This is a genomic window from Streptomyces sp. NPDC001732, assembly GCF_053596315.1.
Window position 1 is genome coordinate 1 of record NZ_JBSFFY010000026.1, and the last position, 12,223, is coordinate 12,223.

The 12,223-nt window shown below is 72.1% G+C and carries 10 protein-coding genes and 1 pseudogene; 8 read left to right on the forward strand and 3 right to left on the reverse strand.

Annotation, left to right across the window (positions count from 1 at the left end; all coding sequences use genetic code 11):
* Positions 1–667: pseudogene (locus ACWCXX_RS23340) on the reverse strand (phenylacetic acid degradation protein PaaN); the annotation flags it as partial.
* Positions 668–790: 123 nt separating this feature from the next.
* Between ACWCXX_RS23340 and ACWCXX_RS23345 the strand changes: the two are divergent.
* On the forward strand, positions 791–1,384 hold the full coding sequence (locus ACWCXX_RS23345; protein WP_451130186.1) for a TetR/AcrR family transcriptional regulator: 594 nt from the start codon (positions 791–793) through the stop codon (positions 1,382–1,384).
* Positions 1,385–1,503: 119 nt separating this feature from the next.
* Here ACWCXX_RS23345 and ACWCXX_RS23350 read toward each other — a convergent pair whose 3' ends face one another.
* Complete coding sequence (locus tag ACWCXX_RS23350) at positions 1,504–2,025, reverse strand: Lrp/AsnC family transcriptional regulator (RefSeq protein ID WP_451130188.1); 522 nt, start codon at positions 2,023–2,025, stop codon at positions 1,504–1,506.
* A gap of 249 nt (positions 2,026–2,274) precedes the next feature.
* On the opposite strand from ACWCXX_RS23350, the gene pdhA reads away from it, so the two are divergent.
* The 7 genes from pdhA to ACWCXX_RS23385 all read left to right on the forward strand — a co-directional run bounded on the left by pdhA (position 2,275) and on the right by ACWCXX_RS23385 (position 11,294).
* Positions 2,275–3,438, forward strand: a complete 1,164-nt coding sequence (gene pdhA, locus ACWCXX_RS23355; RefSeq protein ID WP_451130190.1) for a pyruvate dehydrogenase (acetyl-transferring) E1 component subunit alpha — start codon at positions 2,275–2,277, stop codon at positions 3,436–3,438.
* A complete protein-coding gene (locus tag ACWCXX_RS23360) occupies positions 3,435–4,466 on the forward strand; it encodes an alpha-ketoacid dehydrogenase subunit beta (protein ID WP_451130192.1) in 1,032 nt (343 codons plus the stop codon). Before pdhA ends, ACWCXX_RS23360 begins: the two co-directional genes overlap by 4 nt.
* The gene (locus ACWCXX_RS23365) at positions 4,466–6,061 is read left to right on the forward strand and encodes a dihydrolipoamide acetyltransferase family protein (RefSeq protein WP_451130194.1); all 1,596 of its coding nucleotides are present in this window, start codon (positions 4,466–4,468) and stop codon (positions 6,059–6,061) included. Before ACWCXX_RS23360 ends, ACWCXX_RS23365 begins: the two co-directional genes overlap by 1 nt.
* A gap of 159 nt (positions 6,062–6,220) precedes the next feature.
* Positions 6,221–7,084 (forward strand): DUF6457 domain-containing protein, encoded by an 864-nt coding sequence (locus ACWCXX_RS23370; protein WP_451130196.1) that lies wholly within the window; start codon positions 6,221–6,223, stop codon positions 7,082–7,084.
* A 314-nt stretch (positions 7,085–7,398) separates the two neighbouring features.
* Positions 7,399–9,162: a molybdopterin molybdotransferase MoeA gene (locus ACWCXX_RS23375; RefSeq protein WP_451130198.1), complete on the forward strand. Its 1,764-nt coding sequence runs from the start codon at positions 7,399–7,401 to the stop codon at positions 9,160–9,162.
* Complete coding sequence (locus ACWCXX_RS23380; protein WP_451130200.1) at positions 9,120–10,253, forward strand: potassium channel family protein; 1,134 nt, start codon at positions 9,120–9,122, stop codon at positions 10,251–10,253. The genes ACWCXX_RS23375 and ACWCXX_RS23380 overlap by 43 nt, the downstream gene beginning before the upstream one ends.
* Positions 10,254–10,307: 54 nt before the next feature.
* On the forward strand, positions 10,308–11,294 hold the full coding sequence (locus ACWCXX_RS23385) for an NAD(P)H-quinone oxidoreductase (RefSeq protein WP_451130202.1): 987 nt from the start codon (positions 10,308–10,310) through the stop codon (positions 11,292–11,294).
* Positions 11,295–11,545: 251 nt separating this feature from the next.
* Here the strand turns inward: ACWCXX_RS23385 and ACWCXX_RS23390 are convergent, their stop codons facing one another.
* The gene (locus ACWCXX_RS23390; RefSeq protein ID WP_451130204.1) at positions 11,546–12,094 is read right to left on the reverse strand and encodes a bacterial proteasome activator family protein; all 549 of its coding nucleotides are present in this window, start codon (positions 12,092–12,094) and stop codon (positions 11,546–11,548) included.
* Positions 12,095–12,223: the final 129 nt, after the last annotated feature.

Sequence of the window (12,223 nt, forward strand, 5' to 3'; positions counted from 1 at the left end):
AGCCGTTCCACGTGGGGAAGGTGTTGCAGCCGATCAGGAGCGAGATGCCGCGCGGTGCGGCGGTGAACGACTTGTGCAGCCGGAGCGGGTCGCGCTTGCCCTGGGGCTTGGACCAGTCGGCGTTTCCCGGTGTGCGGAGCTGCTCCTCGTAGGCGTACGCCACGGCTTCGAGACCGCGGTCCTGTGCGTGCGGGCCGCCCGCCTGGAACGCCATCATGAAGGCCTGGCCGCTGGTGTGCATCACGGCGTGGCCGAACTCGTGGGTCCGGGCGCTGATCCGGGCCAGGATCTCCAGACAGAGCAGGGCTCGGGTCTCGGGGCCCGCCGCCCGCCAGGCGCCCATCCCCGCACGCATCGCAGGCAGCAGGACGTCCGGGTCGGCGTGCGGATACTCCACGCCCAGCTCCGGCCCGTACGGAGAGATCTCCCCGCCCGTCCAGCCGTCGGTGCCGGGCTGGTCGAGGTCGAGCCGGGTGTTCAGCACGGCGTCGAAGGCGGCCTTGCCCTCGGCGGGGCCCAGGCTGCCGGGCGCACCGCCCTCGCCGTACGCCTTCGGGTGCTCGGGGTGCGGGGACCAGTAGGCGCGCGTGCGGATCGCGTCGAGGGCCCGGTCGAGCGTGGGGCGGTGCTTCTCGGAGAGCAGTTGCGGGGAGAGCTCGGCGGCCATGACGGACCAACTCCTCGTCGAGCTGGGCAGGGACGGGCGGACAGAGTTAGAGTAACCGAACGATCGGTCGGGACAAGGGGGCCCGCCAAACCTGTGGACAACTCATAGGGGAGGATCGCGGACATGACCACGGCCAAGCGGGACACGTACACCCCGGAGACCCTGCTCACCGTCGCCGTCCGTGTCTTCAACGAGCGCGGCTACGACGGCACGTCCATGGAGCACCTGTCCAAGGCGGCAGGCATCTCCAAGTCGTCCATCTACCACCATGTCGCGGGCAAGGAAGAGTTGTTGCGGCGCGCGGTCAGCCGGGCGCTGGACGGGCTCTTCGGGATTCTGGACGAGCCGGGAGCGACGCGGGGACGGGCGATCGAGCGGGTCGAGTACGTCACCCGCCGCACCGTCGACGTGCTGATAGCCGAACTGCCCTACGTCACGTTGCTCCTGCGCGTGCGGGGCAACACGAACACCGAGCGCTGGGCGATGGAGCGGCGGCGCGAATTCGACCAGAGGGTGACCGAGCTGCTCAGGGCCGCGGTCGAGGACGGCGATCTCCGTTCCGACGTGGACATACGACTGGTGACCCGGTTGCTCTTCGGAATGGTCAACTCGCTGGTGGAGTGGTACCGCCCGTTGCCGGACGGTGGGGCCGACGGCGAGCGGCTGGCGGACACGCTGGTCCGGGTGGCTTTCGAGGGCATGCGCTCCAGTCGTTGAACCATTGACCGCTGGATGATTCGCCCCGGCCGGACGTGTTCCGGGCGGGGTCGGGCGTGCTCCGGGCGCGGCGGAGGCGTGAGAGGGGCGCGGGCCCAGCGCGATCCGGGCGAAAGGCTTTAGGTGAGCTCGGCGGGCCTGTCCGGGCCCGGGGCCAGGTCCGTCTCCTCGAACACCAGGAGCGTGCGGGTCGAGAGCACCTCCGGGATGGCCTGGATCTTCGTGAGGACCAGCTCGCGCAACGACCTGTTGTCCGGGGTGTGCACCAGCAGGAGTACGTCGAAGTCGCCGCTGACCAGTGCGATGTGGGTCGCCCCGGGCAGCGCCTGGAGCTGTTCGCGCACAGTGCGCCAGGAATTCTGGACGATCTTGAGAGTGACGTACGCGGAGGCGCCCTGCCCGGCCCGCTCGTGGTCCACGCGCGCGCTGAAACCACGGATCACGCCGTCGTCGAGGAGCCGGTTGATCCGGGCGTAGGCGTTGGCCCGCGACACATGGACGCGGTCGGCCACCGACCGGATCGAGGCCCGTCCGTCCGTCTGGAGCAGTCGCAGGATGTCGCGGTCGACGGCGTCGAGCGGGCGAGGGGGCGGGAGCCGGCCGGGATCCTCTCCACCGACGGCCATTTGTTCAGCTGGCATGTGCCCCCGCCTCCCCCTCCTGGACGACCTGCCTCTATCCCAGGTTGTGGAGAACCGTTTGTCCACAGGCTGGAGGCGCCTGTAGCCAAAATGCGCTCGCGACCGAACAATCGGTAGGTGAGGAACGCCGCACCGGCGCCTCGGACAGCGCTCGACATTTCGATGCTTTTCGACACCCCTCGGCATCGGACCATCCCTCGATGCCGACAGACGCCGCTCGAAACCCCTCGATGCCAGGAGGTGCTTGTCATGACGGTCCAGGAGCTGCCCGGCGCGGCTGCTTACCGGCCCGCGCCGCCCCCGGCCTGGAAGCCGCTCACCGACCCCGCGCCGCTGCTTCCGGACCCCGAGCCGTACCGCGTGCTCGGCACGGACGCCGTGGCGGACGCCGACCCCGAGCTGCTCCTGCGCCTCTACGCGGAGCTGGTCCGCGGCCGGCGGTACAACGCGCAGGCCACCGCGCTCACCAAACAGGGTCGGCTCGCCGTCTATCCGTCGAGCACGGGGCAGGAGGCCTGCGAGATAGCGGCCGCCCTGGTGCTGGAGGAGCGGGACTGGCTCTTCCCCAGTTACCGCGACACCCTCGCGGCGGTGGCGCGGGGACTGGACCCGGTCGAGGCGCTGACGCTGCTGCGCGGTGACCGGCACACGGGTTACGACCCGCGCGAGCATCGCATCGCCCCGCTCTGCACCCCCCTGGCCACCCAGCTGCCGCATGCCGTCGGGCTGGCGCACGCCGCCCGGCTCAAGGGCGACGACGTGGTCGCGCTGGCCATGGTCGGCGACGGCGGGACCAGTGAGGGCGATTTCCACGAGGCGCTGAACTTCGCCGCGGTCTGGCGGGCCCCGGTGGTCTTTCTCGTGCAGAACAACGGCTTCGCGATCTCCGTACCGCTGGCGAAGCAGACCGCCGCACCGTCCCTGGCGCACAAGGCCGTGGGTTACGGGATGCCGGGCCGTCTGGTGGACGGCAACGACGCGGCTGCCGTGCACCAGGTGCTCGGCGAGGCGGTGGCGCGGGCCCGGCGGGGGGACGGCCCGACACTCGTCGAGGCGGTGACCTACCGCATGGACGCCCATACGAACGCCGATGACGCCACGCGCTACCGCGTCGACAGCGAGGTGGAGACGTGGCGCGCGCACGACCCGATCCGGATTCTGGAACGGGAACTGACCGGGCGGGGGCTGCTCGGCGACGAGGGGATCGAGGAGGCGCGCGAGGCCGCGGAGCGGATGGCGGCTGCCCTGCGCGAGCGGATGAACGCCGATCCGGTGCTGGAGCCGATGGACCTGTTCGCCCATGTCTACGAGGAACAGACCGCGCAACTCCGGGAGCAGGCCGCCCGGTTGCGCGTCGAGCTGGAAGCCGGGCAGGACCAGCACGGCCACGACGACGTGGAGGAAGGGCGATGACGACTGCGACGTCTGCCACCGGGGAGCGGACGGCGAAGGCCAAGCCCGCCACGATGGCCCAGGCCCTCGGACGGGCGCTGCGCGACTCGATGGCGCAGGATCCGACGGTGCATGTGCTCGGCGAGGACGTGGGCACGCTCGGCGGGGTCTTCCGGATCACCGACGGGCTGGCGAAGGAGTTCGGCGAGGACCGCTGCACGGACACCCCGCTGGCCGAGGCGGGCATTCTCGGTACGGCGGTCGGCATGGCGATGTACGGGCTGCGGCCCGTGGTGGAGATGCAGTTCGACGCCTTCGCCTACCCGGCTTTCGAGCAGCTCATCAGCCATGTCGCGAAGATGCGGAACCGGACGGCCGGCGCCATGCCGCTGCCGATCACGGTGCGGGTGCCGTACGGCGGCGGGATCGGCGGGGTGGAGCACCACAGCGACTCCTCGGAGGCCTACTACATGGCGACACCCGGCCTCCACGTCGTCACGCCCGCCACGGTCGAGGACGCGTACGGGCTGCTCAGGGCATCGATCGCGTCCGACGACCCGGTGGTGTTCCTGGAGCCGAAGCGGCTCTACTGGTCGAAGGCCGACTGGTCGCCCGAGGCGCCGGTGGCCGTGGAGCCGATCGGCCGGGCCGTCGTCCGCCGGACCGGGCGCAGCGCCACGTTGATCACGTACGGGCCTTCGCTGCCCGTCTGCATGGAGGCCGCGGAAGCGGCTGTCGAGGAGGGCTGGGACCTCGAAGTCCTCGACCTGCGCTCCCTGGTGCCGTTCGACGACGAGACCGTCGCCGCTTCCGTGCGGCGTACGGGGCGTGCGGTCGTCGTCCACGAGTCCTCCGGGTTCGGCGGGCCGGGCGGGGAGATCGCGGCCCGGGTCACGGAGCGCTGCTTCCACCATCTGGAGGCGCCGGTGCTGCGCGTCGCCGGGTTCGACATCCCGTATCCGCCGCCGATGCAGGAGCGGCACCACCTCCCGGGCGTGGACCGGGTGCTGGACGCGGTCGCCCGCCTGCAGTGGGAGGCGGAGAACTGATGGCCCAGGTACTCGAATTCAAGCTGCCGGACCTCGGCGAGGGTCTCACCGAGGCGGAGATCGTGCGCTGGCTGGTGGAGGTCGGCGATGTCGTCGCCATCGACCAGCCGGTCGTCGAGGTCGAGACGGCCAAGGCGATGGTGGAAGTGCCGTGCCCGTACGGGGGTGTGGTCACGGCGCGGTTCGGTGAAGAGGGATCCGAGCTTCCGGTGGGGGCCCCGTTGCTGACGGTGGCTGTGGGGTCGCCGCAGGAGACGGGGACTGCCGGCGGCACTGGTGCCGCCGGGAATGGCGGGAGCAGCGGGAGCGGGACGGCCGGCGGTCGAGGAGCGGGGCGCGACGTCGGTTCGGAGGCCGGTTCCGGGGCCGGTTCCAGCTCTCGGCCCGGTGCTGGTTCCGGCGGTGGTGCGGTCCCGGGTTCCGGCTCCGGCTCCGGTTCTGGTTCCGGTACGGCGGAGTCGTCCGGCAATGTGCTCGTCGGGTACGGGACGGGCGCACCGACGGCGCGCCGTCGGCGGGTCCGTCCCGAAGCGATGGCGGCGCGGTCCGCGCAGGCGCAGACCGGGCCCCTCTCCCCGGTTTCGGCTGCGGAGCGGGGGCCCGTGGCCGTCGTCTCCCCTCCGGTGCGGAAGCTGGCACGGCGGCATGGCCTTGATCTGCGGAAACTGGCGGGTTCCGGGCCGGACGGGCTGATCCTGCGGGCCGATGTCGAGGCCGCGATCAGGATGCTGGAGGAGCCGACGGCGCCTCTGTCGGCAGCTGTCCCGACGACGGGGACGGCGACGACAGCGGCGGGTGCGGCATCGGCGTCCGGGGCGGTTTCCGGGCAGCCGGTCGCCTCGTTGTCACAGCCCTCGTCGCAGCTGTCGTCGACGCGCGGGGCCGTGACCGCGGGCGCGGAACGGATTCCGTTGCGCGGGGTGCGGGGCGCGGTCGCCGACAAGCTGGCGCGCAGTCGGCGGGAGATCCCCGATGCCACGTGCTGGGTCGACGCCGACGCCACCGAACTCATGGCGGCTAGAGCCGCGATGAACGGTGCCGGTGGGTCGGCCGCCGGGCCCAAGGTGTCCGTACTCGCCCTGCTGGCGCGCATCTGCACCGCCGCGCTGGCCCGGTTCCCCGAGCTCAACTCCACCGTGGACCTGGAGGCGCGGGAGATCGTGCGGCTGCCGGAGGTCCACCTGGGGTTCGCGGCCCAGACCGATCGCGGGCTGGTGGTTCCCGTCGTGCGGAACGCGCAGGACCGGAACGCGGAGTCGATCGGGGCCGAGATCGCCCGTCTGACGGAGGCGGCGCGGACCGGACGGCTGGCCCCGGCGGAGCTGACCGGCGGCACGTTCACGCTGAACAACTACGGAGTGTTCGGGGTCGACGGATCGACCCCGATCATCAACCACCCCGAGGCGGCGATGCTGGGGGTCGGCCGGATCGTGCCCAAGCCCTGGGTGCACGAGGGCGAGCTGGCCGTACGCCAGGTCGTCCAGCTCTCGCTGACCTTCGACCACCGGGTCTGCGACGGCGGTACGGCCGGCGGGTTCCTGCGCTACGTGGCCGACTGCGTGGAACAACCGGCGGTGCTGCTGCGCACGTTGTAGGCGGAACCAGCCGCGAGACCCCGTTTCCTCCGCGTCCGCGCCCCGGTGGATCCGCCGGAGCGCGGATACGGAGGAACGTCGGGGGCGGGGCCGCGTGCAACCGCGGGGGCCGTGACCCGCATGCAACGTCGGGGGATCGCGGCCCGCATACTCGGACGCATGACCGCGTATGACGCCATCGTCCTTGCCGGAGGCGCCGCCGAGCGGCTCGGCGGCGCCGACAAGCCGGGAATCCGGGTCGGTGGCCGTGCACTGCTCGACCGGGTGCTGTCGGCCTGTGCCGATGCCTCGACGACGGTCGTGGTGGGCGGGCGCCGGCCCACTGTGCGCGCGGTGACCTGGACGCGCGAAGTGCCGCGGGGCGGCGGCCCGTTGGCCGCGCTCGACGCCGGGGTGCGGCTGACCACGGCGGAGCGGGTTCTCGTACTCTCCGCCGATTTGCCCTTCCTGGGGGCGAGCACCGTCGGAACGCTGCTGGCGGCCGCGGAGGACGGGCGGCGCGAGGGTGCCCTGTGCGTCGACCAGGACGGGCGCGACCAGCCGCTCGTCGCCGTCTACGGTGCCGAACCGCTGCGTCGCGAGCTCGCGCTGCTCGCCACCGAGCACGGGGGACTGTCCGGGCTCCCGCTGCGGCTGCTGACGCACGAACTCGACCTGGCCCGGGTGGAGGCCGATCCCCTGGCCTCTTTCGACTGCGACACCTGGAAGGACATCGCGTCGGCTCGGGCCCGCATCAGAGAGCATGGGGTCGTGTTGGATGAATGGATCACCGCGGTCAAGGACGAACTCGGCATCGAACTCGACGTCGACACCGATGTCCTGCTCGACCTCGCCCGTGACGCCGCCCACGGCGTCGCCCGGCCCGCCGCGCCGCTGACGACCTTCCTGGTCGGCTACGCGGCGGCGAAGGCGAGCCGTGACGGGGCCGGAGACGGCGACGGTGCTGTGGAGGCGGTGGCCGAAGCCGCGCGGAAGGCCGCCGCGCTCGCCCGCCGCTGGGCGGACGAGAACGAGACGCAATGACGGCCCGCGACAGCGGGCTCGGTGCCCACAGGCCCACAGCGGGCACCGCGTCGGCGGACGCCGGGGCGGTGGCAGGCCTCGGGGCTGTTACGGGCGGCGGGGCTGTGGTGGGTGGTGGGGCGGCAGGGGGTTCCGAGGCGGTGAACGATGCGTGCTCGACCGGCGAACCGTTGCCGGGTTCCGTCCCGGCTTCGGAGGAGGAACGGGCTGTTGAGGAGGCGCTTGCTCTGGTCAGGCATCGGCCGGCCGACGAACCCCGCCCGATGGGCCGGTCTCACTCCGGGAAGCGCCTCGATCTCGCGGGTTCACGATTCATGGAACACCAGGGCTGCCGGGATCAGCCGGATTACCCGAACCGGTCGGATTCGCCGAGTGGGGCGGACTTTCGGGGCCGGTCGGATTCGTCGGGGCTGGGTTTGGGCCCGGATCCGGAACCGGGTCTGGGGCGGGGGCCGGGTCAGGGGTGTTCTGCCGACCGGGATCGCTCCGGGGAGCGGAGCACGCCGGGGTCCCGGCAGCCCGGGTCGGGGCCGGTGAACGGGGGCACCGGCCGAGCCCCCGGGCGCGACCGGCACGAGGAGGCCTCGTCCCCCTGGCGGGAGGCGCGTGCGATCGCGGCTCGGGCCGGGCGCGGGGCGGCTGCGCGGACCGGTCGGCTCGCGCTCGACCAGGCACTCGGCCACGTACTCGCCGAGCCGCTCGTCGCGCTCACCGATCTGCCTTCCTTCGACACTTCCGCGATGGACGGCTGGGTCGTTTCCGGGCCGGGGCCGTGGACCGTCCGCGAAGCCCCCGGGGCCGGGGAAGAGGCCGGTCCGGGAGCAGGGCCGGGGCCGGGCCCAAGCCGGGAGCTGGGCATTCTCGCCGGGCGGAGCGTGCCCGCCCCGCTGCCCGACGGGGATGCCGTGAGGATCGCCACCGGTGCCCGTGTCCCGGCGAACGCCAATGCCGTGATCCGTAGCGAACACGCGCGCGTGGACGAGGCCAAGGGGATGCTTCACGCGACGCGTTCGGTCGTTCCCGGGCAGGACATCAGGCCGCGCGGGCAGGAGTGCTGTTCCGGGGACCGGCTCATGCCCGCCGGGGCCGTGGTGACCCCCGTCGTTCTCGGTCTGGCCGCGGCCGCCGGGTACGACACGCTCGTCGTGGCGTCCCGTCCTCGGGTCGACGTCCTCGTCCTCGGTGACGAACTGCTGACCGAGGGGCTGCCGCACGGCGGTCTGATCCGTGACGCGCTCGGCCCGATGATCGGTCCCTGGCTGCGCGCGCTGGGCGCCGAGGTCTCCGCCCCGCAGCGGCTCGGCGACGACGCAGCGGCCCTGCGACATGCCCTGACCACCACCGATGCCGATCTGGTCATCACCACCGGGGGCACGGCCGCGGGCCCGGTCGACCATGTCCACCCGGTCCTTGCCGAGGTCGGGGCCGAGCTGCTGGTCGACGGGGTCGCCGTCCGCCCCGGCCATCCCATGCTCCTTGCCGAGCTCGGGGCAGCGGGGCCGGAGTACCGGCCGGGCGGCCGGCGGGACGGCGAGGGGGCGGCGTACCTCGTCGGACTGCCGGGCAATCCCCTGGCCGCCGTCTCCGCGCTCCTCACCCTCGCCGCGCCGCTGCTGCACGGGCTGGCCGGCCGGATGCCGGAACCGGTGCGCCGGGCCGTCGTACGTGACGAGGTGCAGGGGCATCCGTACGACACCCGGCTCGTGCCCGTGGCCTGCCGGACCGCAGGACCTGCCGCGGCGGCCACCAACCTCGCCGCCGGCCCCACCGCCAACTCGACCATCGGCTCCCCCGACGTACCGGGTGGCGGACGCGGCTCCACAGGCGGAAGAGGCAGCGGATACGGTGGCGGCTCGGAAATCGGTGGCGGATACGGCAGGGGTGGCATGGGAACCGGGAGCGGCGGTGAGTACGTCGTACCACTGCACTACAGCGGTCCGGCGATGCTCCGCGGGATCGTTGCTGCCGACGGTCTGGCCGTCGTGCCACCCGGCGGGGTACGGTCCGGCACCGAGGTGGAGATCCTCGACCTGCCGTGGGCCTCGGCGTTGCCATGGGCGGAAGGGCGTTTCACGTGAAACTTCCCGGCCAGGATGCGATGGCCAGGCGTGCTGACGAACAGGCCCTGCCCACACGGGTGCTTCTCCCGAGGCGTGTCGTCGACGGACCGGCGCGGCAGGTCGCCAAGCGGCTGATGATGGCGCTGATGGTGCTCGCCGTGACCGTGCTGATCGTCTGGATGGACCGCGGCGGCTACCACGACGCCGCCGACGACCGGGTCGATCTGCTGGACGCGGTGTACTACGCGACGGTCACGCTCTCCACCACCGGCTACGGCGACATCACGCCGTACTCGGACGGGGCCCGGCTCACCAATGTGCTGCTGGTGACACCGCTGCGGGTGCTCTTCCTGATCATCCTGGTCGGCACCACTCTCGAGGTCCTCACGGAACGGACCCGGGAGGACTTTCGGCTGAAGCGTTGGAGAACCAACTTGCGTGACCACACCGTCGTCGTCGGCTTCGGGACGAAGGGCCGCTCGGCCATCCAGACCCTGCGTGCCACCGGCCTGAAGAAGGAACAGATCGTCATCGTCGACCCGGCGTCCAAGGTGATCGAGATCGCCAATGCCGAAGGGTTCGTGGGGGTGGTCGGCGATGCGACGCGCAGCGAGGTCCTGCTGCGGGCGGAGCTCCAGAAGGCGCGTCAGATCATCATCGCCACCCAGCGCGACGACACGGCGGTGCTGGTGGCGCTGACGGCCCGGCAGCTCAACCGCGGCGCGAAGATCGTTGCCGCGGTGCGCGAGGAGGAGAACGCCCCGTTGCTCCGGCAGTCCGGGGCCGACGCCGTGATCACCAGCGCCAGCGCGGCGGGCCGACTGCTGGGCCTCTCGGTGCTCAGCCCCAGCGCGGGCACGGTGATGGAGGACCTGATCCAGCAGGGCAGCGGGCTCGATCTCGTCGAACGGCCGGTGATAAAGGCCGAGGTGGGCAAGAGCGTCCGGGAGACGGACGACCTGGTGGTCAGCGTGCTGCGGGGGCACCGGCTGCTCGGTTACGACGATCCGGCGGCCAGCCCGTTGCAGTTGACGGATCGTTTGATCACCATCGTGCGCGCCACGAACGAACCGCCGGACAACCAGCCCCCGGCCATGCCGCGGTCGTAGCCGGGGCGGTTCGTTTTCGTGGTGCGTCCGGGGTCACGGAGTAGCCTCGCGACCATGTATGCGATCACGATCCCCGAACCCGGTGGCCCCGAGGCGCTCGTGTGGGCCGAGGTGCCCGATCCGGTGGCCGGTGAGGGCGAAGTCCTCGTCGATGTCGTGTCCAGCGCGGTCAACCGTGCCGACGTGCTGCAACGGCAGGGCTTCTACAACCCGCCGCCCGGCGCGTCCCCGTACCCCGGCCTGGAGTGTGCGGGCCGCATCTCGGCGGTCGGGCCCGGCGTCACCGGATGGGCGGTCGGGGACCAGGTCTGCGCGCTGCTCGCGGGCGGCGGGTACGCGGAGAAGGTGGCCGTGCCCGCCGGGCAGCTGCTGCCCGTACCGGACGGAGTCGACCCGGTCCTGGCCGCGGCGCTGCCCGAGGTGACGGCCACGGTCTGGTCGAACGTCTTCATGGTGGCCCATCTGCGCCCCGGCGAGACGCTGCTGGTGCACGGCGGGTCCAGCGGAATCGGCACGATGGCGATCCAGCTCGCCAAGGCCGTGGGAGCCAGGGTCGCGGTGACCGCCGGGGGGCCGGAGAAGCTGGCGCGCTGCGCGGAGCTGGGGGCCGACATCCTGATCGACTACCGGGAGCAGGACTTCGTCGAGGAGCTGCGCAGGGCGACGGACGGGGCCGGTGCGGACGTCATCCTCGACATCGTCGGCGCGAAGTACCTGGACCGGAACGTGCAGGCGCTCGCCGTCAACGGCAGGCTGGCTGTCATCGGCCTTCAGGGGGGCCTCAAGGGCGAGCTGAACCTGGGCGCCCTGCTCAACAAGCGGGCCGCCATCACCGCGACCTCGCTGCGCGGCCGTCCGCTCGCCGAGAAGGCCGCCATCGTCGCCGCGGTGCGCGAGCACGTGTGGCCGCTGATCGCCGACGGCATCGTCCGGCCGGTCGTGGACCGCACGCTGCCGATGCCGGAGGCCGCCGAGGCCCACCGGGTGCTGGAGTCCAGCGCCCACGTCGGAAAGGTACTGCTGAGGGCGCCCGCGGGCTGATCCCCGGACTGGAGCCCGGCCGATTCCCGGGGCGAGGCATTACTGATCCCCGGACCGGCGCCGACTGCTCCCCGGACCGGGGCCCGGCCGATCCACCGCCGAGGCCCGGCGCGCAGGTCGTGGACCAGGTGCGCCGGGCCTCGGCGGTGTTGCGTTGCCCTGCTGTCGGGCGGGACTGTGGGGCTGTGGGTCGGGAGGCAGCGGTTCCGCGTCCGGCCCGGGGGCGGAGGGCAGCGGTCAGAGGCCGGGGATCAGAGGTACGGGCCCGATCGCAGGGCGCCGTGCGGGTCCCCGCTGCCGTCCTCGTCCTCGTGAATGCTGCCCGGCGGAAGGGCGCGGCGCATCTGCTCCAGCTGGGCCCGCGCCGCCATCTGCTGGGCGAACAGCGCAGTCTGGATGCCGTGGAACAGGCCCTCCAGCCAGCCGACCAGCTGGGCCTGGGCGATCCGGAGCTCCGCCTCGGAGGGCACGGACTCATCCGTGAACGGCAGGGAGAGCCGCTCCAGCTCCTCCACCAGCTCCGGCGCGAGTCCGTCCTCCAACTCCTTCACGGAGCTGGCGTGGATCTCCTTGAGCCGGACCCGGCTCGCCTCGTCGAGAGGAGCCGCCCTGACCTCCTCCAGGAGCTGCTTGATCATGCTGCCGATGCGCATGACCTTCGCGGGCTGTTCGACCATCTCCGTCACCGGGACCTCACGCGATTCGTCGTCAGTGCCACCGCCGCCGATCGCCATGCCGTCCTGTCCCACCACGAGGACTTGGGGGTGCTCCTGCGACCGTTCATTCCTCGGCATTTCCATGGCGACATTGTCTCGCACACCTGCCGCACAACACCTTGGTGCCCCCGTGAAGGGTTGATCCACCCTTCACGGGGGCACCGGGTCGGCCGTTCGCGCCGTCACCCGACGGCCATTCGTGTCACCGCCTCT

Excerpts from the sequence above, each read along its gene's own strand:
- ACWCXX_RS23390 (WP_451130204.1), bottom strand. The coding sequence starts at position 12,094 with ATGGAAATGCCGAGGAATGAACGGTCGCAGGAGCACCCCCAAGTCCTC.
- ACWCXX_RS23365 (WP_451130194.1), top strand. The coding sequence starts at position 4,466 with ATGGCCCAGGTACTCGAATTCAAGCTGCCGGACCTCGGCGAGGGTCTC.
- ACWCXX_RS23375 (WP_451130198.1), top strand. The coding sequence starts at position 7,399 with ATGGAACACCAGGGCTGCCGGGATCAGCCGGATTACCCGAACCGGTCG.
- pdhA (WP_451130190.1), top strand. The coding sequence starts at position 2,275 with ATGACGGTCCAGGAGCTGCCCGGCGCGGCTGCTTACCGGCCCGCGCCG.
- ACWCXX_RS23350 (WP_451130188.1), bottom strand. The coding sequence starts at position 2,025 with ATGCCAGCTGAACAAATGGCCGTCGGTGGAGAGGATCCCGGCCGGCTC.
- ACWCXX_RS23360 (WP_451130192.1), top strand. The coding sequence starts at position 3,435 with ATGACGACTGCGACGTCTGCCACCGGGGAGCGGACGGCGAAGGCCAAG.
- ACWCXX_RS23370 (WP_451130196.1), top strand. The coding sequence starts at position 6,221 with ATGACCGCGTATGACGCCATCGTCCTTGCCGGAGGCGCCGCCGAGCGG.
- ACWCXX_RS23345 (WP_451130186.1), top strand. The coding sequence starts at position 791 with ATGACCACGGCCAAGCGGGACACGTACACCCCGGAGACCCTGCTCACC.
- ACWCXX_RS23385 (WP_451130202.1), top strand. The coding sequence starts at position 10,308 with ATGTATGCGATCACGATCCCCGAACCCGGTGGCCCCGAGGCGCTCGTG.